This is a genomic window from Croceicoccus hydrothermalis, assembly GCF_022378335.1.
GTDB classification, from domain to species: domain Bacteria; phylum Pseudomonadota; class Alphaproteobacteria; order Sphingomonadales; family Sphingomonadaceae; genus Croceicoccus; species Croceicoccus hydrothermalis.
Genome location: NZ_JAIQCI010000004.1, coordinates 192,420 through 214,787 on the forward strand (window position 1 = coordinate 192,420; position 22,368 = coordinate 214,787).

The window sequence follows — 22,368 nt, forward strand, 5'->3', positions numbered from 1 at the left end:
GATGCTCAATTGTTGCGGCGCTTGACCGGAACATTGGCAAGCCGCGTATTGCGCAATGTCTGGATCGCGTAATGCAATTGGAAATCCTCGATGCCGCGCTCTTCCAGCTGCTCCGCCGTCAATTGGAAGCGGGGATCCTCCATGAGATCGGCTTCCAGTTCCTTGTCGTCCAGCTCAAGCTCATTGATGAGATGGCCGCGCAGGTCGGATTCGCGCACCGTGCGCGCGGCCCGCGCGCGGGCATCGGGGTCGGAAATCTGCGGCACGCGAATATCGGGCGCGATCCCCCCTTCCTGCACCGACCGGCCCGATGGCGTGTAATATCGCGCCGTCGTCAGCTTGAGCGCGCTGTCGTTCGACAATGGCACGAGCGTTTGCACGCTGCCCTTGCCAAAGCTGCGCTCCCCCATGATCAGCGCGCGGTGGTGATCCTGCAACGCGCCGGCGACGATTTCGGATGCCGAAGCGGACCCCGCATCGATCAGTACGACGACCGGGATATTTTTCGCAATATCGCCCGACCGTGCGGAATAGCTTTCGTTGTCGCGCGCGAACCGGCCGCGCTGCGACACGATCTGCCCTTTTTCCAGGAACAGGTCGGACAGGCTGACCGCCTCGTCCAGAAGACCGCCCGGATTGGAACGCAGGTCGAGCACGATGCCCTCCGGCGCGCCGCCCATCTCCGCCCGGATCGATTCCATCGCGCGTTCCACCTTGCGGCCGACATTGGCGCTGAAGGTGGAGACGGTGATGATTCCGATCTTTCCCTCGACCGCATGTTCGACCGGGTGCAATTCGATGATGTCGCGGGTAATCTCGACTTCGAACGGTTCGTCGCGGCCGGGGCGGAACACGGTCAGTTCGATACCCGTGCCGGGCAGGCCGCGCATCTGCTCCACCGCTTCGTCCAGCGTGCCGCCATAGACCAGCTTCCCGTCGAGATGGGTGATGTAATCGCCGGCTTTCAGCCCCGCCTCGTCCGCCGGGCTGCCGCGGGTGGGCGCGATGATCTTGACCACCCCGTCCTCCATCGTGACCGAAAGGCCGAGCCCGCCATAGCTGCCCTCGGTCTGCGTGCGCAGGTTTTCGAAATCATTCGCGTCGAGATAGGTCGAATGCGGGTCGAGACTGGCCAGCATGCCGTCGATCGCACCGCGGATCAGCGTCTCGCTATCGACCTCGTCGACATAGGTGGATTGTATCCGTTGATAGACCGCCATCAATTCGCCGAACTGCGGCGCGCTACGGCCATCGACGGCGGCAAGCCCCGCTGTCGCCACCGGCAAAAGCGCGAGCCCCGCCACGAGCGCCCCTGCGCGCAGGCGGGATTTGAAACGATGCGAAAGGGGGCGGGTCAACGTGGAAATGGCGAAATCCTCTGTCTTCGATCGCGCGTTCTATAGCCGATTGCGACTGAACGCCAGATGGCCGTTTCCGGTGGTCCCGCCATCAATTCCGGCGCAGCGGATCGACGGGCTGTCCATCGCGGCGCATCTGGTAGAATATGCGCGCCCGATTCCCCCCGACCCGGCCCAGCAGCGCACCCCGGCCGACCGGCTGTCCCGGCACGACCGCCAGTTCGCCGAGCCCTGCGACGACGCTGGTAAGCCGGGCCGGATGGCGGATGATGACGACCATGCCATGGCCGCGGAACGCGCCGGCGAACGCGATTTCACCGGCGCGCGGTGCGATGACCGGGGCAAACGGACGCGCCGCGATGTTGACGCCGGTATTGCGCAAACCGGCGGCGTCCCGCGCAGCATAGGCGGACAGTATCGCCCCCTCCACCGGCAGGCGGGCCGTCGCCGCCGCGTCGCCCGCGCGCGCCGTTGCGGCATCTCCGGACGGTTCGGCAACCGATGCGGTGGGCTTCGCCACGACCGCGACCGGCAGGGCGAGAGACGCAATCAGGATGATGACGCCCCGCACGCACTCATCCCGAGCGGTGATAGGGATGGCCGGCAACGATGCTGGTCGCGCGCCACAATTGTTCGGCGAGCATCGCCCGAACCATGAGATGCGGCCAGGTCATCGGGCCAAAGCCCAGTAAAAGATCCGCATCCCGGCGCGCCGCATCGCCATGGCCGTCGGCGGCTCCGATGAAAAAGCGCGCCTCGCGCACGCCGGTATCGCGCCATTTGGAGAGCAGCGCGGCGAAATCTTCCGACGACATCTGCTTGCCCCGCTCGTCGAGCAGGATTTCGCGGGCCGGGGTCTGGCCTGCGGGAATGGAGCCGCCGTTATCGGGCAGTTCGGTCAGGCGGACCGGCCATGCGATCCGCTTCATATAGCGGTCGACAAGCTCGGCTTCGGGGGAGCGGGCGATTTTCCCGCGGGCGATGATGTGCAAACGCATCGCGCGACCCTATCGCCCCGTCTCCCGCCGGTCCAGCCAATCGGCTCAGGCCGTGCCGCCCTCGCCGAAGCCCCACATCCGTTCCAGATTGTAGAAGGTGCGGACCTCGGGCCGGAACAGATGGACGATCACGTCGCCCGCATCGACCAGCACCCAGTCCGCCGCGGGCAGCCCCTCGATGCGCACAGGGCCAAAGCCGCCCTGCTTCACGCGCTCCGACAGCTTTTGCGCCATGGCGGCGACCTGGCGGCTCGACCGGCCCGATGCGATGACCATGTGATCCGCGATCGAACTCTTGCCCTCAAGCGGGATCGTCACCGTTTCCTGAGCCTGATCGTCGTCGAGCGATTGCAGGACGAGTTCGTGAAGCGAGCCCGGCTCCGCATCGGCGGGGCTGGCGTATCCGGCATGGCCGGTGGGGGTGTTGCCGGACGGTTCCGGCGTAGTGTGCGCCTCGTTCATTATGGTGTGTTTAGGCCTCCTGATGTGGTCTTGGATGATATTGGGTTGCAGCCAGAGCGTTATCGATTCGCCGATGTACCGTTGCTGGCCGCGCATGCTTTTATGAATGTGGCCCCTCTTGGGCCTCGGCTCAACCCTTTGGTTGCGATATGATGCGGTGGGTCACCCGGTCCCGCGGAGTACGGGATGCATGATCCCCAGCCCAGCCCGGCGATTTCGCGCGAATGGCCGTGGCCGAACGCGAATCGGGATCGAATCGCAGGAATGCCCATGCGGGCGACCGCGTTCGACCGTGCGAATATGGTTTTTCCAGCAGGCCAGCCGAGGAAACGCGATATCGGCGGAGCCATGCCATCGCCGGGCTACGCAGCGCGGCCGCGTCATATCCCGGCCGGGCGATGACCGCGATCGGCAAGAGCCGGGCAATGGTGCGCCATTCGCGCCAACGGTGAAACTGCGCAAGATTGTCCGCCCCCATGAGCCAGACGAATCGCCGTCGGGGATAGCGCCGGATCAACGCGCGCAACGTATCGACGGTAAATCGCGTGTGCATCTGCGCCTCGATCGCGGTGGCGCGGATGCGCGTGCCGCGCGCCATGTCGCGCGCGGACGCCAGACGGGCGGGGAGGGGGGCCATGCCCGCCTTCGCCTTCAACGGATTGCCGGGCGACACCATCCACCACACCTCGTCGAGGCGCAGCGCATCCATCGCGAACAGGCTGATCCGCCGGTGGCCGCCATGGGCGGGGTTGAAACTCCCGCCCAGGAGCCCGGTGTGCACGGGATGCATGGCGGGCATTCAACCCGCCATGCACATCGGAACGCGCATCAGGGGCGGGTCTGCCCCGTGCCGCGCACCTGCCATTTGTAGGTGGTCAACCCCTCGAGCGCGACGGGACCGCGCGCATGCAGGCGCCCGGTGGCAATGCCGATCTCCGCACCGAGTCCGAATTCGCCGCCATCGGCGAACTGGCTGCTGGCATTGGCCATGACGATGGCGCTGTCCACTTCGGTGAGGAAGCGTTCGGCGGTGTCGGCATCGCTTGTGACGATGGCGTCGGTGTGGCCGGAGGAATGCGCCGAAATATGGGCCAGCGCTTCGTCGAGACCGTCGACGATCTTTACCGCGAGAATCGCGTCGAGATATTCGGTGTCCCAATCCTCATCACTGGCGGCGTCGATCCGGCTGTCGAGCGAGCGTGCCCGGCTATCGCCGCGCAGCGCACAACCCGAATCGAGAATCCTGCCAAGAAGCGCCGCACTCTTCGGATAGTTCGCATCGAGGAGCAGCGTCTCCAGCGCGCCGCACACGCCGGTCCGGCGCATTTTCGCATTGACGGCGACCGCCTCCGCCATGTCGGGGGCGGCGTCGGCGTGGACATAGGTGTGGTTGATGCCGTCGAGATGGGCAAGCACGGGAACCCGCGCCTCGTCCTGCACCCGCGCGACCAGCGACTTGCCGCCGCGTGGCACGATCATGTCGACCTGGCCCGCAGCCTTGAGCAATGCGCCGACGGCGGCGCGGTCCTGCGTCGGGATAAGCTGAATGGCGCCTTCGGGTACGCCCTTGGACAGGAGGCCGCGCGACATGGCGGCGTCGATGGCGCGATTGGAATGCACCGCCTCGCTCCCGCCGCGAAGCAGGGCCGCATTGCCCGCACGCACGCAAAGCGCGGCGGCATCGGCGGTGACGTTCGGGCGGCTTTCGTAAATGATGCCGATCACGCCGATGGGCACGCGCACGCGCGACATCTTGAGGCCGTTGGGCATTTCGGAACGATCGATCACGTCGCCGACGGGATCGGGCAGGGCGGCGACATTTTCCACCGCGCTGGCAATCCCTTCGAGCCGCTCCTCATCCAGCTTCAGCCGGTCGAGCATGGCAGGGGCGAGATCGCGTTCCTCGCCCGCGGCAATATCCTTCGCATTGGCGGCGAGGATGGCGTCCTTATCCTCGCGCAGGGCGGCGGCGGCGGCGCGCAAGGCATCGGCCTTGTCGCCATCGGCCATGCCGGCGAGCACACGCTGCGCGGCGCGGGCATCCTTCGCAAGGCGGGAGATCAGGTCTTCAGGCGTTTCCGCCTTCGTTTCGGGTTCAAGTGTCTGTGTCATGTTCATGGCCCATACATAGCATGTTGCACTGCAAAAGTCAGGGGGCACCCCGCGATTTACGGCAAGATGTGCGCGACACATGATCAATGCAACATTCGACGCAGGATTTGCGCACGCGAAATAGCGCCGCGATCAGGGTTCCACGCGCGGCCCCGTCGGGCCTGCAGTTCACCGAATTTTGGAAACGAGCGTTGATCCCAAGGTGGGGCGCGCGGTTATGTTCGATCCCGCCGAACACCTCACCCAACGAGACTGGTATTTCACGTGAAACACCATAGGATCAGCCGGGAACCGCTTCCTGCGCGCGCAGAGCCTTACGGTCGAGCTTGCCGATCATGGTTTTCGGCAATTCCTGCCGGACGACGATGCCCACGACCCGCTCATGCTTGCCCAGCCGGGCATTCAGGCGATCCTTGAGCGAATCGCCATCCTCCGCGAATCCGTCGTTCAGCGTGACGAACGCCTTGGGACTTTCGCCGCGATAGGCGTCGGGCACGCCGATGACCAGGGCTTCCTTCACCGCATCGAATTCGAGCAATATGTCCTCGATCTGACTCGGGAACACCTTGAAGCCGCCCACGCTGATCATGTCCTTGATCCGGTCGACGATGTTGAGGAACCCCTCCGCATCGACGGTCGCCACATCGCCGGTACGGAAATAGCCATCAGCGAAATCGCTGCCCGACTCCCGTCCCCAGTAGCCCTTCATGATCTGCGGCCCCTTGATCGCGAGTTCGCCCGGCTCTCCGGGGCCGGCCATCCGGGACGGATCCTCCTTGTTCAGAAGGCGAATGCGCGTGCCGGGCAGCAACTGGCCGATCGTCCCGACCTTCTCCCCACCTTCATACGGGTTCGTCGAAACCACCCCCGAACTTTCGGTAAGCCCATAGCCTTCGATCAGCTTCGCGCCCGTCTTCTGCTGAAACTTTTCCTTCAGGGGGAGGGGCAGGGGCGCGCCGCCGGCAATGCATACGCGCAGAGAGGAAAAATCGGTCCTCGCGGCCTCGTCCCGATCGAGCAGCGCCTGATACATGGTCGGAACGCCCGGCATCGCGGTCGCCGCAACCCGTTCGATCGTCCTTAACGTATCGCGCGCATCGAAACGGGGCAGCATCGCGATCATCCCGCCGGACAGCACGGTGCGGTTGAGTACGCAGGTATTGGCGAACACGTGAAACAACGGAAGCACGCCGACGATCACATCGCGTTCGCCGCGATGCGCGTCGATGCGAGCGACCTGCCGCGCATTGGCGGTTAGGTTCTGATGCGTAAGCATCGCGCCCTTCGGAACGCCGGTGGTGCCGCCGGTATACTGGAGGAGCGCGACATCGTTCATCGGGTCGAGTTCGACCGGTTCGGGATCGGTATGGCCCGCGATGAACGCCCACAGGTCGACGATGCGGTCGTCATCGGGCAGGTCCGACACCTGCTTTCGCCCGAACGCCCGCAAAAGCGCGCTCTTCCCGATGGGCAACATATGCTTCAACCGCCCGACGATGAGCCGTTCGAGCCGCGATTGGTCGAGGACCTTGCACGCAGTGGGGAAAAGGGCGCTGCTGTCGAGCGTGAAGAGCGTGTCGATGCCCGAATCCGCGACCTGAGCGGCGAGTTCCTCGACCGTGTAGAGCGGCGAGAAATTCACCGCCGAGGCGCCCGCGATCATGATGCCGTAATAGGCGCTGACATACATCGGCACGTTCGGCAGGAACAGGCCGACGCGGTCGCCCTTGCCGATGCCGCGTGCCTGAAGCGCGGCGGCGATGCGCGATGCCTCCCGGTGCATCTCGCGATAGGTGAACCGGCGGCCGTAGAAATCGACCAGCGCATCCCCGCCCGCACGGTCCCGCGACGCCGCAAACATGGCCGGCATCGTCAACGGCTCGAACTGCTGATCCCAGCTTCCCGGGTGGCGGTAGTTGTGGACCAATGCGGTTTCGCCCGCACCCTGCGGGGGCCATTCGGACACGTGCACCTCTCCTACTTACATCTTTGTAAGCTATTTTGCACAGTCCGCCTTTTCCTGCAAGCCGATCCGGCACCGGTTCGCGGTCGGCGCGCGCACGAAAAGCCCGGCTCCCGCAACGGGGCCGGGCTTTTCGCGTGACTGCCGGATTGTCGCCTCAAATGGCGCAGGATCAATCCTGCGCGTTGCCCTCGGCCTTGCGCGCGTCGAGCCAGGCCTGCGCCTCGGCTTCCTGCGCCGCTTCGACCGCATCCTGCGCCGCCTGCACGCGCTCTGCCTTGAGCTCGTCGATCAGCGCCTGGCGATCGTCGGTGAGGCGGGTGTCGGTCTTGGGTTCCGCCTCGTCGGTGCCGGCCTTCTTCGCCGCCTTGGCGACCGCGGCGTCGAGTTCGCGCTGCGAACACAGGCCGAGCGTGACCGGATCCTTGGGATTGATGTTCTGAATGTTCCAGTGCGAACGATCGCGAATCGCGGCAATCGTGTTGCGCGTCGTGCCGATCATCTTCGAAATCTGCGCGTCGGAAATTTCCGGGTGATTGCGCAGGATCCACGCGATGCCGTCGGGCTTGTCCTGACGCTTCGACACCGGGGTATAGCGCGGGCCTTTCGTGCGCTGCATCTGTACCGGCGCCTTGTGCATCTTCATGCGATAGGACGAATCGTCCTGCGCCTTCTCGATCTCGGCATTGGTGATTTCGCCCGCGCGGACGGGATCGCGCCCGGTGTATTTCTGACCCGCCATGTCGTCCGCCATGGCCTGCACCTCGAGGATGTGGAGGCCGCAGAAGTCGGCGATCTGGTCGAAGGTCAGGGCGGTGTTGTCCACCAGCCAGCTCGCGGTTGCATGCGGCATCAGCGGGGTTGCTTGGTTCTGGCTCACGGGAAAACCCTCTGGCTTGGCCCCGGCGGGCCGGGAACGGCCTGCGCGCGGGGGTTGAATACGATAAGGGCCGCCCCTTCCCGGAGCGGCCGCTTGCCCGTTCCGATTACGCCATACAGCGCGCAAGGGCAAGCATTAGTGGCAAACCGGGGCGCAGGGCCGCCCGCGCAACTCACCCCTCCACGTCGAGCACGACCTTCCCGATGTGGTCGCCGCTGTCCATGTAGGCATGGGCGTCCGCCACCTCGCCAAGCGCGAAGCGGCGGTCCATTACCGGGCGCAGCTGTCCGTTTTCGACGAAGGGCCATACCACCCGGCGGATTTCCTGCGCCAGCGCGGCCTTGAAATCGGCGCTGCGCGGGCGGAGGGTGGAGCCGGTGAGATGCAGGCGCTTGGCCATGACATGGGCCATGTTGATCGTCGTCTTCGCCCCGCCGAGCACCGCGATCGTCACGTGCCGCCCATCGGGCGCAAGGCATTCGATATTGCGCGCGACATAATCGCCCGACACCATGTCCAGCACGACGTTCACGCCCTTGTCCCCGGTGATGCGGGCGGTTTCGGCGACGAAATCCTGCGTTTTGTAATTGATGGCGTGATCCGCCCCGATGCGAAGCGCGGCCGCGCATTTTTCATCGCTCCCGCAGGTCACGATCGTGCGAACCCGGAACAGTTTCGCGAGCATCGCGGCCATCGTGCCGATACCGCTCGTCCCGCCGTGCAGCAGCAGCGTATCGCCGTCCGCGGCCGATCCGCGGTCGAACACGTTGTGCCATACGGTGAACAGCGTTTCGGGCATGGCCGCCGCCTCCGCCATGGAAAGCGCGCCCGGCACCGGCAGGCAGTGGCGTGCATCCGCCACGCAATATTGCGCATAGCCGCCACCCGAGACCAGCGCGCAGACCCTGTCCCCCTCGGCCAGCGTATTTACCCCCTCGCCCAGCTTCGCGACCGTGCCCGATATTTCAAGCCCGGGAATATCCGGCGCGCCCGGCGGCGGCGGATATTTGCCCTCGCGCTGAATGATGTCCGGGCGGTTCACCCCGGCATGGGCGACGCGGATCAGCACCTGCCCCGGTCCCGGTTTCGGGCGGGTCACGGTCTGCGTCCGTGCGACTTCGGGACCGCCGGGTTTGTCGAAAAGCACCGCGGTCATCTCGTCCTGCGTCATCGCAATTCCTTCCATAGCTGGGAACGCCCCCCCCGAACGGGCCCCCCTGAACGGGCCGCCGTCGCGCGGGGCTGGCGGCGCGCGTGCCGGACCATGCACGGATCGCCCCGGCGTACCCGCCATGTGGATTTCGCGCCACAATCGAACCGTTAACGCGCTACCGTGTTGACAGCAAGCCGATCACGGCCAACATTGTGCACTGCAATGGACGGCGACGATCTTCCACGCACGAAGGGCGACCTGGCGAGCATGCTCGCAGCCGAATCGCTCGATTCCCTGTCCCAGAACGAATTGCGCGATCGTATCGGGCTACTCGAACTGGAAATCGCGCGCACCCGTTCCCACATGGAAAACGCGGACCGGCACCGCAAGGCGGCAGAACTCTTGTTCAGGCCGCCTGCGTGATGGTTCGCGCCGCCTCGCCCATGCGGATGGCGGCGTGCGTCTCGCCTGCGCGTATCCCCGGACGGACCCGCCCGGAAAGACCCGCGATGACCTGCGCGAAAGCCCGTGCGGACCACGACATTCGCGTTCCGTTCATACCCGGTATCGTATCATCGGTCCCGCAATCAGATTTCGGCAAGGATTGAAGTAAGATATGCCCTCATTTGCCCAGAGCCTCGAAAAGACGCTGCACACCGCGCTCGCCAATGCGGCGGAGCGCAGTCACGAATATGCGACTCTGGAACATCTCCTGCTCGCACTCATCGGCGATGACGATGCCGCGCAGGTCATGGAAGCCTGCGGCGTGGACACCTCCGAACTGGGCGGCGTGGTCAAACAATATCTCGATCAGGAATATCAGTCGCTCAAGACCGCGGAGAAGGCCGACCCGTCCCCCACCGCCGGGTTTCAGCGGGTGATCCAACGCGCGATCCTTCACGTGCAATCGTCGGGCAAGGATACCGTGACAGGCGCCAACGTGCTGGTCGCGCTGTTTTCCGAGCGCGATTCCTACGCCGTCTATTTCCTGCAGCAGCAGGACATGAGCCGCCTCGACGCGGTCAGCTTCATCAGCCACGGTATCGGCAAGACCGGCCGTGCCGAAGCCGGCCCGGCCAAGGGCGCGGACGATGAACCCCGCGCCGAGGAAAAGGCCGAGCACAAGAGCAAGAAGGAAACCGCGCTCGACCAATTCACGGTCAACCTCAACGACAAGGCACGCGGCGGGAAGGTCGATCCGCTCATCGGCCGCAATTCCGAGGTTGATCGCACGGTGCAGATCCTGTGCCGCCGGTCGAAGAACAACCCGCTCTATGTCGGTGATCCGGGCGTGGGCAAGACCGCCATCGCGGAGGGCCTGGCGCGCAAGATCGTTGAGGGGCAGGTGCCCGAGGTGTTGCAGGATGCCGTCATCTATTCGCTCGACATGGGCTCCTTGCTGGCGGGCACGCGCTATCGCGGCGATTTCGAGGAGCGGTTGAAGCAGGTCGTCTCCGAGCTGGAAAAAATGCCCGAGGCGGTGCTGTTCATCGACGAGATCCATACCGTCATCGGTGCTGGCGCGACCAGCGGCGGTGCGATGGATGCGTCGAACCTGTTGAAGCCGGCGCTCTCGTCGGGCGCGATCCGGTGCATCGGGTCGACGACCTACAAGGAGTTCCGCAACCATTTCGAAAAGGACCGCGCCCTGCTGCGCCGGTTCCAGAAGATCGACGTCAACGAACCGTCGGTCGAGGATACGGTGAAGATCCTGCGCGGCCTGCGCACCGCGTTCGAGGATCACCACAAGGTGAAATACACCCCCGACGCGATCAAGACGGCGGTGGAACTGTCCGCGCGTTATATCAACGACCGCAAATTGCCGGACAAGGCGATCGATGTCATCGACGAGGTTGGCGCGATGCAAATGCTCGTGCCCCCAAGCCGCCGGAAGAAGACCATCACCGCCAAGGAGATCGAGAAGGTTATCTCCACCATGGCGCGCATCCCGGCCAAATCGGTGTCGAAGGACGACAAGAAAGCGCTCGAAAACCTGAGCCGGGATCTGAAACATGTCGTGTTCGGGCAGGACCGCGCGATCGAGGTGCTCTCCACCGCGATGAAGCTGAGCCGTGCAGGCTTGCGCGATCCGGACAAGCCGATCGGCTCGTTCCTGTTTTCCGGCCCCACCGGCGTCGGCAAGACCGAGGTCGCGCGGCAGCTGGCCGATATCATGGGCATTCCGCTGCAACGTTTCGACATGTCGGAATATATGGAGCGGCATTCGGTTTCGCGCCTGATCGGTGCGCCTCCGGGCTATGTCGGGTTCGATCAGGGCGGACTTCTGACCGATGCCATCGATCAACAGCCGCATTGCGTGCTCTTGCTCGACGAGATCGAGAAGGCGCATCCCGACCTCTTCAACATATTGTTGCAGGTGATGGATAACGGGCGGCTGACCGATCATCATGGCAAGACGGTCGATTTCCGCAATGTCGTGCTGATCATGACGACCAATGCGGGCGCCGCCGACATGCAGCGTAGCGGCATCGGTTTCGGCGACGTATCGAAGGACGATGCGAGCGAGGAGGCGGTGAAGAAGATGTTCACCCCCGAATTCCGCAACCGGCTCGACGCGATCGTGCCCTTCGCCTATCTCGGCAAGACGATCGTCAGCCGCGTGGTGGACAAGTTCATCCTGCAGCTCGAGCTGCAACTCGCCGATCAGAACGTGCATATCCAGTTCGACAGCGATGCGCGCGAATGGCTGGGTGAACGCGGTTACGACCGGCTCTACGGTGCGCGCCCGATGGGCCGGCTGATCCAGGAAAAGGTGAAGCAACCGCTGGCCGAGGAATTGCTGTTCGGCAAGCTGGCACAGGGCGGCGAGGTGCATGTCGGCACCAAGGATGGCGAGGATGGCAAACCGATCCTCGATTTCGAGCTGACGCCTGCGCCGCCCAAGGCGGTGAAGAAGCGCAAGAAGCCGAAGAAGGACACGGATGGCGAGGAAGGGTCCGAAACGGGCACGACCTCCGGCGAACCCAGCGCCGAGGATTGAGCGAAGAGGGCGGCCCGGCGGTCGCCCTTTTTATGGTCGGACGCGCGCAATCAGCGCGGCAACGGCGGCGCGCGTTTTCTCAAGGCTGGTACCGGTGTCGATGATGTAATCGGCGCGGGCGCGCTTTTCCGCATCCGGAACCTGCAACCCCAGGATATGATCGAATTTCTCCGCCGTCATGCCGGGCCGGGCCATGACGCGCGCGCGCTGCACCTCTGCCGGGGCGGACACCACGGCAACCGCGTCGAGGCCGGCGGTCCCCGTCTTTTCATAGAGAAGCGGTATGTCGAACACGATCAGCAGCGCACCCGCATTATCCGCCATGAAAAGATCGCGTTCCTCGCGCACGGCGGGATGGATGATCGATTCGAGCCGGGAAAGCGCGCCCGCATCGCCAAACACCATATCGCCCAGCGCGGCGCGCCGCACCCCGTCCGGGCCGGTGCTGCCCGGAAATTCCGCCTCGATACCGGGGATCAGGCGCCCGCCCGGCCCCTGTAACCGGTGCACCACCGCGTCGGCGTCGAACACCGGCACGCCGTGGTCGCGAAACATGTCCGCAACCGTCGATTTTCCCATGCCGATACCGCCCGTAAGCCCCAGGATGAAAGGCTTGCTCATGCCGTCAACCGCCGCCGCAATTCGTCATCTTCGCCGCGCGGCGGACGCGCGCCGAAAAACCGGCGAAAGGCGTGATCCGCCTGTCCGATCAGCATGGAAAGGCCATCGATGGTGCGAAATCCGCGCTGCGACGCCTGTTCGAGAAATGGGGTGCGAAGGGGCACGGTGACGATGTCGTAACAAATGCTGCGCGGCGGAACATGGCTGAAATCGAAGGGGAGGGGGGGCTGCCCCCGCATGCCCAACGGGCTGGCATTCACCACGAGGTCGAGACACCCCTCACGGTCGTCGAACGCGAAATCGGTCGGTTCGGCGAAATGGGACAGCGGCGCGGCATGATGCTCCCCATCGGGATCTAGCGCGTCCAGCATCGCCCGCGCCTTGTCCGGGTCGCGTCCGGCCAGCACCAGGACCGCGCCCGCATCGGCCAGTGCGGCAACAATCGCCCGCGCCGCGCCGCCCGTGCCCAGGATGCGCGCCATGCGGAAAAGATGCGTCTGCGCCATTTCGCGCCGCAACGGTTCGAGAAAGCCGGGCGCATCGGTGTTGTACCCGACCAACGCGCCATCCTCGCACACGACCGTATTCACCGCACCGATGCGCGCCGCCATCGCATCAACGCGGTCGAGAAACGGAATGATTGCCTGTTTGTGCGGCATGGTCACGTTGCATCCGCGCCAGTTGGCATCGGCGCGTCGTTCGTCGAGATAGCCGTGCAGCTCGCCCGCCGTCACATGGCACCTGTTATACTCGCCCTCAATGCCGAGGCGTTCGAGCCAGAACCCGTGGATCACCGGCGATTTCGATTGCGTGATGGGATCGCCGATCACCTCGGCAAAGGGCATGCTCATGACGATATCGCTCCGAACCGGCGCAGGGCGGACAGCACCGGAAACAACGGCATGCCCAGGATGGAAAAGTAATCGCCATCGACGGATTCGAACAATTGCACGCCGCGCCCCTCGATCATGAAAACACCGACGCACGCGCCGACGTCCGGCCATTCGCTGTCGAGATAGGAAGCGATGAACGCATCCGACAATTCGCGCACGCGAAGCAGGGCAAGCGCTGTATGGCGCCATTGGACCGTGCCATGCTGCACCAATGCTGCGGCACTGTGCAGCTCCATCTTGCGGCGAGAGAACCAGCGCAGATGTTCGACCGCCTGTTCGCGGTTTTCAGGCTTGTCGAACAATCGCCCGCCACATTGCACGAGCGAATCGCTGCCCAGCACGAGCGCGTCGCCGGCATCCTTCGCAATGGCCAGCGCCTTCGCATCGGCGAGCGCCTGTGCGATTTTTCCCGGTTGCTCGCCCGCCATGCCCGTCTTGATCGCGGCCTCATCCACGTCGGCTGGCCGCGCGGTATAATGCACGCCCGCCCCGTCGAGCATCGCGCGCCGCGAGGCGGAGCGGGAAGCGAGCACGAGGCCCGGTGCGGGGGCAGTTGCAGGGGAAGGCGGATGGGAACGCGCAGGGAAAGACGCACTCATATCGGCTTCGTCCCGCCGGTATTGTCCGGGTCGGCGGCGAGCCGTGCCTTGCGTTCATTGTAAAGCTTGATGACCGCGGCGGCGGTCTCCTCGATCGAGCGGCGCGTCACGTCGATCACGGCCCAGCCATTGTCGGCAAACATGCGCCGGGCATATTTCACCTCCTTCTCCACACGCTCCTTGTCGACGTAATCGGTTTCCGGCGTCTGGTTCAGCGAGAGGAGCCGGTTGCGCCTGACCTGCACCAGCCGGTCGGTCGAGGTGGTGAGCCCCACGACCATCGGATGACGCAGGCCGAAAAGCGCGGGCGGCGGCGGCGATTCCACCACGATCGGGATATTCGCGGTGCGAAAGCCGCGATTGGCGAGATAGATCGCCGTCGGTGTCTTCGACGTGCGCGATACGCCGGCGAGCAGGATGTCGGCCTCCTCCCACTCTTCCCAGAGCAGGCCATCGTCATGCGCGATGGTGAACTGGATCGCCTCGACCCGCTCGAAATAGGCGTCGTCGAGCACATGCTGGCGACCGGGGCGGTGGACCTTCTCCTTGTCGAGCAGGCGGGCCAGCGGATCGGTGACGGAATCGAGCGCGCTGACCGTCTTCAGCCCCGCCTCGGCACAGCGTTTTTCGAGGCTGTCGCGAAGGGCTTCGTTGACGACCGTGAACAGGACCAGCCCCGGCTTCGTCACGATCTCGGTCATGATCCGGTCGAGATGCTGCTGCGACCGCACCATCGGCCAGAAATGCCGATCCACGATCGCATTCTCGAACTGCGCGAGGGCGGCCTTTGCGATCATCTCCAGCGTTTCGCCCGTGGAATCCGACAGCAGGTGGAGGTGGAGGGGGGTCAAGCGAACATCCTCTTTCATCTGTTTTCGCGCCGCGGGCGGGCCGGCCGGACGCCCTGTGGAAAGCTTCGCCGATAAACCACGGGACAGGCTTGTGGACAAGTGCGGGCTTCAGAACTGTCCCCGCTGTGCCGGAATCGTTGCGGCGGGTTGTGGACAGGGCGTCCGGTGGTGCACAGCCTGTGCATAAGGCGGACAAGTTTGCTTTGACTCATGCCGGGACAGGAGTCGCAGTTGCAATTGCCCGTGGCCATCGGGTGATATTTCGGGCAGGCGCCATGTTTTCCCGATATCCACAGGGTCAACAACCCTCATCAACTCTTATCTAGAATCTTATTATTCTGTATTCTGCGCGGAGCTTTTCAAAAAATGGCCGGACTTCTCCTCGACACATTGAACAGCGCGAACCATGCCGAACGCCCGCTCTGGCTCATGCGGCAGGCCGGGCGCTACCTCCCCGAATACAGGGCCTTGCGCGCGGAAAAGGGCGGTTTCCTGGCGCTGGTCTACGATAGCGAGGCGGCCGCCGAAATCACGATGCAGCCGATAGAGCGTTTCGGCTTCGACGGGGCGATCCTGTTTTCCGACATCCTCATCGTGCCCTACGCCATGGGGCAGGACCTGCAATTCCTGGCAGGCGAGGGGCCGCATCTCTCGCCCCGGCTCGCCGATCATGCGCTGGGGGCGCTGCAGGCCGTGCCTGAGCGTCTTGAGCCGATCTACCGGACCGTGGCCCTGGTGCGGGAACGGTTGGGCGCGGAGCGGACGATGCTGGGCTTTGCCGGCGCGCCGTGGACCGTGGCGACTTACATGGTGAACGGCGAAGGCAGCCGGGATCAGCATGCCACCCGCGCCATGGCCTATCGCGATCCGGTCGCGTTCGGGGCGATCATCGACGCCATCGCCGAAGTTACGGTCGAATATCTGGTGAAACAGGCGCAGGCCGGGGCCGAGGCGGTGCAATTGTTCGATAGCTGGTCAGGCACACTCGCCCCCGATGAATTCGAACGCTGGGTCATCGCGCCGACGGTGCGCATCGTCGATGCATTCAAGGCCCAATGCCCCGATACGCCCTTCATCGGATTTCCCAAGGGGGCGGGAGAGAAGCTGGCCGCCTATGCGCGCGAAACCGGGATCGATGCGGTCGGCATTGACGAAACGGTCGATCCGCAATGGGCCGCACGCGAATTGCCAGCCGGCATGCCGGTGCAGGGCAATATCGATCCCCTTCTGCTGCTCACCGGGGGGGAGGCGATGACCCGCCGCGCGCATTTCATCCTCGACTGTTTTGCCGATCGTCCACACGTGTTCAACCTCGGCCACGGAATCGGCAAGGAAACGCCGATCGCCCATGTCGAGCAATTGTTGCAGGCGGTGCGAGGGTGGCGGCGATAGGCGGGAGCGTCTAAGGCGGGGCTTTCAGCAAGGGCCGTGATGCCCTATTTACGTGGCTATGATGGAAGGTATCGCCGTGCTCTATCCCTGGCTCAAGGTTGGCCATCTGGTCTTCGTCATCTTCTGGATGGCGGGATTGTTCATGCTGCCGCGCTTCTACGTCTATCATCAGGAAACGGCCGAGGGATCGGACGAGGCGGCCCGCTGGGTCGAGCGCGAGGGCAAATTGCGCAAGATCATCCTCAACCCCGCAATTATTGCGGTATGGGGATTCGGCCTCGCACTCGCCTTCGTGACCAATGCGTGGAGCGCGCCCTGGTTTCATCTGAAGCTGCTGCTGGTGTTGCTGCTGTCGGGCTATCACGGCTGGATGATCGGCTATGGCAAGAAGCTGGCGCGCGGGGACAAGCGCCTTTCGGGCAAGGCGCTGCGCCTCGTCAACGAGGTGCCGGGCATTGCCGTCATTCTCATCGTGACCACGGTGATCGTCCTCCGTCTGTATCTGCCGGGCTGAACCGCCGCTATTCGGGCCTTTGCGCGAATCCGGATTGACGATTTGCGCACGGGGGCGTAATTCGCGAAGCCAAGACGGCGTCCTGCCGCTCCTCGTCCTTTCGGACGGCACGGTCTGCGCCCATCGCGGCGGTACGATCCAATTTCCTATCGTCGATCCGGCCTGCGGGCATCCGCAAGGGATCGTCCATTCCCATGACACCCGGCGCCCGCGCCACGGAACAAAAGCCCATGCATCTTAAAGAACTCAAACAGAAAAAACCCGCCGAACTCGTCGAAATGGCCGAGGAAATGGGTGTCGAGGGTGCCTCCACGCTCCGCCGCCAGGACCTCATGTTCGCGATCCTGAAGGAGGTCGCCGACGATGGGGAAGAGATCCTCGGCATCGGCACGATCGAGGTATTGTCCGACGGGTTCGGTTTCCTGCGCAGCCCGGAGGCGAACTATCTCGCCGGGCCGGACGACATTTACGTATCGCCCAACCAGGTACGCAAATTCGGCCTGCGCACCGGCGACACGGTCGAGGGCGAGATTCGCGCGCCCAAGGACGGCGAACGCTATTTCGCGCTGACCAAGTTGCTGAAGATCAATTTCGACGATCCCGATGTCGTGCGTCACCGCGTCAATTTCGACAATCTGACGCCGCTCTATCCCGAAGAGAAGCTCACGCTCGACATCGCCGACCCGACGGTGAAGGACAAATCGTCGCGCGTGATCGACATCATCTCGCCGCAGGGCAAGGGGCAGCGTGCCTTGATCGTCGCGCCGCCGCGGACCGGCAAGACCGTCCTGTTGCAGAATATCGCCAAGGCCATCACCGACAACCACCCGGAGGTGTTCCTGCTCGTCCTGCTGGTCGACGAACGACCGGAGGAGGTCACCGACATGCAGCGCAGCGTCAAGGGCGAGGTCATCTCCTCGACCTTTGATGAGCCCGCCACGCGCCACGTGCAGGTCGCCGAAATGGTGATCGAGAAGGCAAAGCGGCTGGTCGAGCACAAGAAGGATGTCGTCATCCTGCTCGATTCCATCACCCGCCTCGGCCGGGCCTACAACACGGTCGTGCCGTCCTCGGGCAAGGTGCTTACGGGCGGTGTCGATGCCAATGCGCTGCAACGGCCAAAGCGGTTCTTCGGTGCGGCCCGCAATATCGAGGAGGGCGGCTCGCTTTCCATCATCGCCACCGCGCTGATCGACACGGGCAGCCGCATGGACGAGGTCATCTTCGAGGAATTCAAGGGCACCGGCAATTCGGAAATCGTCCTCGACCGCAAGGTGTCGGACAAGCGCATCTTCCCCGCGCTCGACGTCGGCAAGTCCGGCACGCGCAAGGAAGAATTGCTCGTCGACAAGGACAAGCTGTCGAAGATGTGGGTGCTGCGCCGGATTCTCATGCAGATGGGCACGATCGACGCGATGGAATTCCTGCTCGACAAGATGAAGGATTCCAAGTCGAACGAGGATTTCTTCACCACCATGAATCAGTGAGATTGCACCAGGGGCCGCCGCGCATGGCGGCCCCTGGACGCGATGTTCGCGGTGACGATGTTCGGGCTGGATCCTACGCCGTACGGGCCCGGAAACTGTCCACCTGCGCCGCTTTCCAGTGGCGCAAATATTGCGTATCGCCCGGATCGTTCAACAATTCGCCCGGTTTGAGGAAATTGTAGAACCGGTCCATCGAATCCGAACGCACGGTGTTGAACCGTTCGCCGATATGGCGCGGGGCGATCTGCCACGGCGTTTCCAGCCCCATGGCCACGACGATTTCGCGCAGACCGTGAAGCGTGTGGCTTTGAAAGCGGGCGACGCGCTCGCCCTTGTCCATCACGACGAGGCCGCGTTGGCGGGTGGCATCCTGCGTCGCGACGCCGGTGGGGCAGGTGTCGTCGTGACACCGCATCGACTGGACGCAACCCAGCGCGAACATAAAGGCGCGGCCGGCATTGCACCAATCGGCGCCCAGTCCGAAATTCATTGCCATTTGCGCGCCCGAATGCACCTTGCCCGCCGCGGCGATCTTTACATGCTGTTTGAGGTCGGTCCCGACAAGCGCATTGCGCACCATGATCAGCCCCTCGCGTAGCGGCATGCCGACGCGGTTGGACAATTCGATCGGCGCCGCGCCAGTCCCGCCCTCCGCGCCGTCGACGGTGATGAAGTCGAGATAGATCCCGGTTGCGAGCATAGCCTTCGCGATGGCGAAAACCTCGTGCGGCTGTCCGACGCACAGCTTGATGCCGACCGGCTTGCCGCCCGATTTGTCGCGCAGGCCGGCCGCCCATTCGAGCATTTCGATCGGATTTGAGAAGGTCGAATGCCCGGGCGGGGACAGGCAATCCTCGCCCACCTTCACATTGCGTGCCTCGGCAATTTCCTTCGTCACCTTGCTGCCGGGAAGCATGCCGCCGTGTCCCGGCTTCGCCCCCTGGCTCAGCTTTATCTCGATCATCCTGACCTGCGGATCCTGCGCCACATCGGCGAAACGCGCCGGATCGAAGCTGCCATCTTCGGTGCGGCATCCGAAATACCCGCTCCCGATTTCCCAGACGAGATCGCCATTGTGCGAACGGTGATAGCGTGAAAGCCCGCCTTCGCCCGTATCGTGGTAGAAATTGCCCATGGCCGCGCCCTTGTTCAGCGCCATGATCGCATTGGCGGAGAGCGAGCCGAAGCTCATCGCCGAAATATTGAGCAAGGACGCATGATAGGGCCGCGAACACTGCGCATTGCCAACGGGAACGCGCCATTCGGATGGCGCGTCGGCATTGGGTACGATCGAATGGCTTAGCCACTCATATTCATCGGAATAAACGTCGAGCTCGGTGCCGAAGGGATGGGCGTCGAGCTGCCCCTTCGACCGGGCATAGACGAGAGCGCGCTCATCATGGTTGAACGGCCGCCCTTCCAGATCGCTTTCCACGACATAGCTGCGCAGATAGGGGCGCAGATCCTCCATGATCCAGCGAAACCGCGCGATCAGAGGATAATTGCGGCGTAGCGTATGGCGCTTTTGAAAGAAATCGAACAAGGCAATGGCCAACAGCGGCACCAGAACCAGCAACGCCCAACGCGTCGGGCCCCATATCAGGGCGAGGCCGGACAGCAGCAGCAACACCGCCGGTACGAGGAACCGCCGGGCCAGATTGGCGGAGCCGCGGGCGTTCGATTTGTTTTCCATGCTGCGCTATTCAGGCAAGATGCTGCGCAAAAAATTCGTCGGTGCGGCGGTCCGCGAGCGCGGCTGCGTCATCGTCCCGGCGCGAACCATCCGCGGTGGCAAAACCGTGGCCGAGCCCTTCGTAATCGTGCAGCGTGACCTTTGGATGATCGTCGAGCCCTGCATGCATGCGGGCCTGCGCATCGGGGCCGACGAAATCGTCCGCGGTCGGAATATGCAGCATGAGCGGCTTTGCGATCGCCTCTTTCTCGTTCAGCATTTCATCGATGGCAACGCCGTAATAGCCGACCGTTGCATCGATATCGGTCCGGGCCGCGGTCATATAGGCGATCTTCCCACCGAGGCAGAAACCGACGGCACCGACCTTGGCAATATCGCATTCCGCGCGGAGCCAGCGGATGGTGGCTTCGATATCCTCGACATTGCGGTCGGGGTTGTTCCTGGCCATCATGTCGAAGGCTTTCTGTCGTTCGTCTTCGTCGTCCCAGCTGGTTTCGACGCCCGGCTCGACGCGCCAGAACAGATCGGGCGCGATGGCGAGATACCCTTTCGCCGCCCAATCGTCGCATTTCTTGCGAATGCCGTCGTTGACGCCAAAAATTTCCTGAATGACGATGATCGCCGCTTTTGGAGCGCTAGCCGGCTTTGCAACATAGGCGCCGAATTCCTGCTTTTCGTCGAGCGTCTTGATCCGGGTATCGAGAGTCATCGCGTATCTCCTTCGTGGCGTTTACGATTAAGTAGGGGGCGACGATGGACTTTGCAAAGCGGCTGTGACAGCGTGAAAACCATCGATAAGAGAGGAGAGCATCATGAAAGGTCATTTCGAGTTCGAGTGCTCGCCGGAGGAAGCGCGGCGGTTTCTCGGCCTGCCCGATGTCTCGCGCGCCAACGATATTTATGTCGACAGCCTCGTCAATGCGATGAAGGGCACCGGCAATATCGAGCAGCTTCAGGACATGATGAAGCAATTTGCACCCATGGGTGAATTTGGCCTCAAGATGTTCCGCCAGATGATGGAAAATAGCGCGAATGCCGCGTTCGGCAAGAACACGCCGCGAAAAGACTGATCCTATTGCACGCTGCAATCGCGACATGAATGATGCCACCATTTTCGCGCTGTCGAGCGGACAGCCGCCGGCAGCCATCGCGGTTTTGCGCATAAGCGGACCGCGGGCAACCGACGCGCTTATCGCCTTGGCAGGTGGAATGGTGCCCGCGCGAAAAGCGGCCCTTCGCCATTTGCGTGATCGTGACGGCATGATCCTCGACAAGGCGATCGTCCTGTTTTTTCCGGGCCCGGCCAGTGCGACGGGGGAGGATAGCGTCGAGTTTCACCTTCACGGTGGGCGTGCGGTCATCGCCGCTGTCGAACGGGAGCTGGGCGAATTGCCGGAGTTTCGCGCCGCGTATGCGGGCGAATTTACCCGGCGTGCCTTTGCGAACGGGCGCCTCGATCTCAGCGAAGCGGAGGGTCTCGCCGATTTGCTGGAAGCCGAAACGGAGTTACAGCGGCGGAACGCGCAAAGCCTTGCCGACGGTGTTCTATCCAAACAGGTTGCCGAATGGCGGGAGACCGTCCTGATGCTCGGTGCGGAGGTCGAGGCGGTTCTCGATTTTTCCGACGAGGAGGACGGGGAAGAAATCTCGTCAACGTTTCACGTGAAACGCAACGGGTTGTACGCTGATCTCGAGAAATGGACGAATGCGCCCCATCTCGAAGCGCTGCGGGAGGGGTTTCGCGTCGTCATTGCGGGACCGCCCAACAGCGGGAAAAGCAGTCTTTTCAATGCAATCCTGCGGGAGGATGCGGCGATCGCAACGCCCGTCGCGGGCACGACGCGCGACGTGCTGTATCGGCCGGTCGCTATTGACGGGATCCCGTTCCAGTTCGTCGATACCGCCGGTATTCGCGACGACACGAACGACGAGATCGAGAAAATCGGCATTGAGCGCGCGAAATCCGCTCTCGCAACTGCAGATGTCGTTCTCTGGTTGGGGCCGGAGGGTGAAGGGCCGGATGGCGCATTGGAGATAGAAACCAAATCCGACGTAGCGGATCGGATGGCGAAGGCAGATCCGCGTGCGGTCGTATCCTCCCGTACCGGAGCGGGCGTCGATGATCTGGTTCGCGACCTCGTCACACTGGCACGGGCTCGTATGCCCAAACCGGGTTCGGTCGCTATCTCGAGCTTTCAACGCGCTCAGATAAATCAGGCTTTGGACGCATTGCGCGACATTCCGCAGTCGGAGGATTTGCTCGTTCTCGCCGAGCGGTTGCGCGTGGCGCGGAAAGCCTTCGACCGTCTTGCAGGTAAGAGCGATGTCGAGGCCATGCTCGACCGGCTTTTCGCGCGCTTCTGCATCGGGAAATAGTGTTTCACGTGGAAC

23 protein-coding genes are annotated in these 22,368 nt (G+C 63.5%); 7 read left to right on the forward strand and 16 right to left on the reverse strand.

Features of this window, described 5'->3' with window-relative positions:
• Positions 1-5: 5 nt before the first annotated feature.
• The 9 genes from K4G67_RS05015 to K4G67_RS05055 form a co-directional block, all read right to left on the reverse strand.
• Positions 6-1,358, reverse strand: a complete 1,353-nt coding sequence (locus K4G67_RS05015) for a S41 family peptidase (protein ID WP_239805282.1) — start codon at positions 1,356-1,358, stop codon at positions 6-8.
• Positions 1,359-1,449: 91 nt separating this feature from the next.
• Positions 1,450-1,929 (reverse strand): murein hydrolase activator EnvC family protein, encoded by a 480-nt coding sequence (locus K4G67_RS17655; protein ID WP_239805283.1) that lies wholly within the window; start codon positions 1,927-1,929, stop codon positions 1,450-1,452.
• A 4-nt stretch (positions 1,930-1,933) separates the two neighbouring features.
• The gene (locus K4G67_RS05025) at positions 1,934-2,356 is read right to left on the reverse strand and encodes a 23S rRNA (pseudouridine(1915)-N(3))-methyltransferase RlmH (RefSeq protein ID WP_239805284.1); all 423 of its coding nucleotides are present in this window, start codon (positions 2,354-2,356) and stop codon (positions 1,934-1,936) included.
• Positions 2,357-2,401: 45 nt separating this feature from the next.
• Positions 2,402-2,818, reverse strand: a complete 417-nt coding sequence (rsfS, locus tag K4G67_RS05030; RefSeq protein WP_239805285.1) for a ribosome silencing factor — start codon at positions 2,816-2,818, stop codon at positions 2,402-2,404.
• A 130-nt stretch (positions 2,819-2,948) separates the two neighbouring features.
• The gene (locus K4G67_RS05035) at positions 2,949-3,617 is read right to left on the reverse strand and encodes a nicotinate-nucleotide adenylyltransferase (protein ID WP_239805286.1); all 669 of its coding nucleotides are present in this window, start codon (positions 3,615-3,617) and stop codon (positions 2,949-2,951) included.
• A 29-nt stretch (positions 3,618-3,646) separates the two neighbouring features.
• The gene (locus K4G67_RS05040; protein ID WP_239805287.1) at positions 3,647-4,936 is read right to left on the reverse strand and encodes a glutamate-5-semialdehyde dehydrogenase; all 1,290 of its coding nucleotides are present in this window, start codon (positions 4,934-4,936) and stop codon (positions 3,647-3,649) included.
• Between the two features lie 274 nt (positions 4,937-5,210).
• Positions 5,211-6,896 carry an AMP-binding protein gene (locus tag K4G67_RS05045; protein WP_239805288.1) on the reverse strand — a complete coding sequence of 562 codons (1,686 nt, stop codon included), beginning with the start codon at positions 6,894-6,896 and terminating at the stop codon, positions 5,211-5,213.
• A gap of 169 nt (positions 6,897-7,065) precedes the next feature.
• Complete coding sequence (locus tag K4G67_RS05050; protein ID WP_239805379.1) at positions 7,066-7,746, reverse strand: DUF1013 domain-containing protein; 681 nt, start codon at positions 7,744-7,746, stop codon at positions 7,066-7,068.
• 199 nt (positions 7,747-7,945) lie between these two features.
• Entirely contained in the window at positions 7,946-8,944 is a 999-nt protein-coding gene (locus K4G67_RS05055) for an NAD(P)H-quinone oxidoreductase (RefSeq protein WP_239805289.1), read from the reverse strand.
• Between the two features lie 249 nt (positions 8,945-9,193).
• Here K4G67_RS05055 and K4G67_RS05060 point away from each other — a divergent pair, with 249 nt between their 5' ends.
• Positions 9,194-9,349: a DUF1192 domain-containing protein gene (locus K4G67_RS05060; RefSeq protein ID WP_239805290.1), complete on the forward strand. Its 156-nt coding sequence runs from the start codon at positions 9,194-9,196 to the stop codon at positions 9,347-9,349.
• On the opposite strand, the gene K4G67_RS05065 is transcribed toward K4G67_RS05060, so the two are convergent.
• On the reverse strand, positions 9,333-9,470 hold the full coding sequence (locus K4G67_RS05065) for a hypothetical protein (protein ID WP_239805291.1): 138 nt from the start codon (positions 9,468-9,470) through the stop codon (positions 9,333-9,335). The two genes, K4G67_RS05060 and K4G67_RS05065, sit on opposite strands and share 17 nt — an antisense overlap.
• Before the next feature lie 72 nt (positions 9,471-9,542).
• On the opposite strand from K4G67_RS05065, the gene clpA reads away from it, so the two are divergent.
• The gene (gene clpA / locus K4G67_RS05070; RefSeq protein WP_239805292.1) at positions 9,543-11,927 is read left to right on the forward strand and encodes an ATP-dependent Clp protease ATP-binding subunit ClpA; all 2,385 of its coding nucleotides are present in this window, start codon (positions 9,543-9,545) and stop codon (positions 11,925-11,927) included.
• A 30-nt stretch (positions 11,928-11,957) separates the two neighbouring features.
• Here the strand turns inward: clpA and coaE are convergent, their stop codons facing one another.
• From coaE to K4G67_RS05090, 4 genes are all read right to left on the reverse strand, one after another.
• A complete protein-coding gene (gene coaE / locus K4G67_RS05075; RefSeq protein WP_239805293.1) occupies positions 11,958-12,548 on the reverse strand; it encodes a dephospho-CoA kinase in 591 nt (196 codons plus the stop codon).
• Positions 12,545-13,399 carry a shikimate dehydrogenase gene (aroE, locus tag K4G67_RS05080; protein ID WP_239805294.1) on the reverse strand — a complete coding sequence of 285 codons (855 nt, stop codon included), beginning with the start codon at positions 13,397-13,399 and terminating at the stop codon, positions 12,545-12,547. Before aroE ends, coaE begins: the two co-directional genes overlap by 4 nt.
• Positions 13,396-13,974, reverse strand: coding sequence for a Maf family protein (locus K4G67_RS05085; protein ID WP_338026392.1), 579 nt, complete (start codon positions 13,972-13,974; stop codon positions 13,396-13,398). The genes aroE and K4G67_RS05085 overlap by 4 nt, the downstream gene beginning before the upstream one ends.
• Positions 13,975-14,036: 62 nt before the next feature.
• Positions 14,037-14,891, reverse strand: a complete 855-nt coding sequence (locus K4G67_RS05090; RefSeq protein WP_239805295.1) for a pyruvate, water dikinase regulatory protein — start codon at positions 14,889-14,891, stop codon at positions 14,037-14,039.
• A gap of 366 nt (positions 14,892-15,257) precedes the next feature.
• On the opposite strand from K4G67_RS05090, the gene hemE reads away from it, so the two are divergent.
• The 3 genes from hemE (at position 15,258) to rho (ending at position 18,284) form a co-directional block, all read left to right on the forward strand.
• Positions 15,258-16,283 carry a uroporphyrinogen decarboxylase gene (gene hemE / locus K4G67_RS05095; protein ID WP_239805296.1) on the forward strand — a complete coding sequence of 342 codons (1,026 nt, stop codon included), beginning with the start codon at positions 15,258-15,260 and terminating at the stop codon, positions 16,281-16,283.
• A 61-nt stretch (positions 16,284-16,344) separates the two neighbouring features.
• Positions 16,345-16,797 carry a CopD family protein gene (locus tag K4G67_RS05100; RefSeq protein ID WP_239805381.1) on the forward strand — a complete coding sequence of 151 codons (453 nt, stop codon included), beginning with the start codon at positions 16,345-16,347 and terminating at the stop codon, positions 16,795-16,797.
• Between the two features lie 230 nt (positions 16,798-17,027).
• Positions 17,028-18,284, forward strand: a complete 1,257-nt coding sequence (gene rho / locus K4G67_RS05105; RefSeq protein ID WP_239805297.1) for a transcription termination factor Rho — start codon at positions 17,028-17,030, stop codon at positions 18,282-18,284.
• Between the two features lie 73 nt (positions 18,285-18,357).
• Here the strand turns inward: rho and K4G67_RS05110 are convergent, their stop codons facing one another.
• Entirely contained in the window at positions 18,358-19,977 is a 1,620-nt protein-coding gene (locus K4G67_RS05110) for an FMN-binding glutamate synthase family protein (protein WP_239805298.1), read from the reverse strand.
• Positions 19,978-19,987: 10 nt separating this feature from the next.
• A complete protein-coding gene (locus K4G67_RS05115) occupies positions 19,988-20,686 on the reverse strand; it encodes a dienelactone hydrolase family protein (protein WP_239805299.1) in 699 nt (232 codons plus the stop codon).
• Positions 20,687-20,789: 103 nt separating this feature from the next.
• Between K4G67_RS05115 and K4G67_RS05120 the strand changes: the two genes are divergently transcribed.
• Together K4G67_RS05120 and mnmE are read left to right on the forward strand one after the other, a co-directional pair.
• Positions 20,790-21,047, forward strand: a complete 258-nt coding sequence (locus K4G67_RS05120) for a DUF6489 family protein (RefSeq protein WP_239805300.1) — start codon at positions 20,790-20,792, stop codon at positions 21,045-21,047.
• 25 nt (positions 21,048-21,072) lie between these two features.
• Positions 21,073-22,353 carry a tRNA uridine-5-carboxymethylaminomethyl(34) synthesis GTPase MnmE gene (gene mnmE / locus K4G67_RS05125; RefSeq protein WP_239805301.1) on the forward strand — a complete coding sequence of 427 codons (1,281 nt, stop codon included), beginning with the start codon at positions 21,073-21,075 and terminating at the stop codon, positions 22,351-22,353.
• The last annotated feature ends 15 nt before the right edge of the window (positions 22,354-22,368 follow it).

Excerpts from the sequence above, each read along its gene's own strand:
- K4G67_RS05050 (WP_239805379.1), bottom strand. The coding sequence starts at position 7,746 with ATGCCGCATGCAACCGCGAGCTGGCTGGTGGACAACACCGCCCTGACC.
- rsfS (WP_239805285.1), bottom strand. The coding sequence starts at position 2,818 with ATGAACGAGGCGCACACTACGCCGGAACCGTCCGGCAACACCCCCACC.
- K4G67_RS05065 (WP_239805291.1), bottom strand. The coding sequence starts at position 9,470 with ATGTCGTGGTCCGCACGGGCTTTCGCGCAGGTCATCGCGGGTCTTTCC.
- K4G67_RS05055 (WP_239805289.1), bottom strand. The coding sequence starts at position 8,944 with ATGACGCAGGACGAGATGACCGCGGTGCTTTTCGACAAACCCGGCGGT.
- K4G67_RS05120 (WP_239805300.1), top strand. The coding sequence starts at position 20,790 with ATGAAAGGTCATTTCGAGTTCGAGTGCTCGCCGGAGGAAGCGCGGCGG.
- hemE (WP_239805296.1), top strand. The coding sequence starts at position 15,258 with ATGGCCGGACTTCTCCTCGACACATTGAACAGCGCGAACCATGCCGAA.
- rho (WP_239805297.1), top strand. The coding sequence starts at position 17,028 with ATGCATCTTAAAGAACTCAAACAGAAAAAACCCGCCGAACTCGTCGAA.
- K4G67_RS05115 (WP_239805299.1), bottom strand. The coding sequence starts at position 20,686 with ATGACTCTCGATACCCGGATCAAGACGCTCGACGAAAAGCAGGAATTC.
- coaE (WP_239805293.1), bottom strand. The coding sequence starts at position 12,548 with ATGAGCAAGCCTTTCATCCTGGGGCTTACGGGCGGTATCGGCATGGGA.
- K4G67_RS05035 (WP_239805286.1), bottom strand. The coding sequence starts at position 3,617 with ATGCCCGCCATGCATCCCGTGCACACCGGGCTCCTGGGCGGGAGTTTC.
- K4G67_RS05110 (WP_239805298.1), bottom strand. The coding sequence starts at position 19,977 with ATGGAAAACAAATCGAACGCCCGCGGCTCCGCCAATCTGGCCCGGCGG.
- clpA (WP_239805292.1), top strand. The coding sequence starts at position 9,543 with ATGCCCTCATTTGCCCAGAGCCTCGAAAAGACGCTGCACACCGCGCTC.
- K4G67_RS05060 (WP_239805290.1), top strand. The coding sequence starts at position 9,194 with ATGCTCGCAGCCGAATCGCTCGATTCCCTGTCCCAGAACGAATTGCGC.
- K4G67_RS05100 (WP_239805381.1), top strand. The coding sequence starts at position 16,345 with ATGGAAGGTATCGCCGTGCTCTATCCCTGGCTCAAGGTTGGCCATCTG.
- aroE (WP_239805294.1), bottom strand. The coding sequence starts at position 13,399 with ATGAGCATGCCCTTTGCCGAGGTGATCGGCGATCCCATCACGCAATCG.
- K4G67_RS05025 (WP_239805284.1), bottom strand. The coding sequence starts at position 2,356 with ATGCGTTTGCACATCATCGCCCGCGGGAAAATCGCCCGCTCCCCCGAA.
- K4G67_RS05040 (WP_239805287.1), bottom strand. The coding sequence starts at position 4,936 with ATGAACATGACACAGACACTTGAACCCGAAACGAAGGCGGAAACGCCT.
- mnmE (WP_239805301.1), top strand. The coding sequence starts at position 21,073 with ATGAATGATGCCACCATTTTCGCGCTGTCGAGCGGACAGCCGCCGGCA.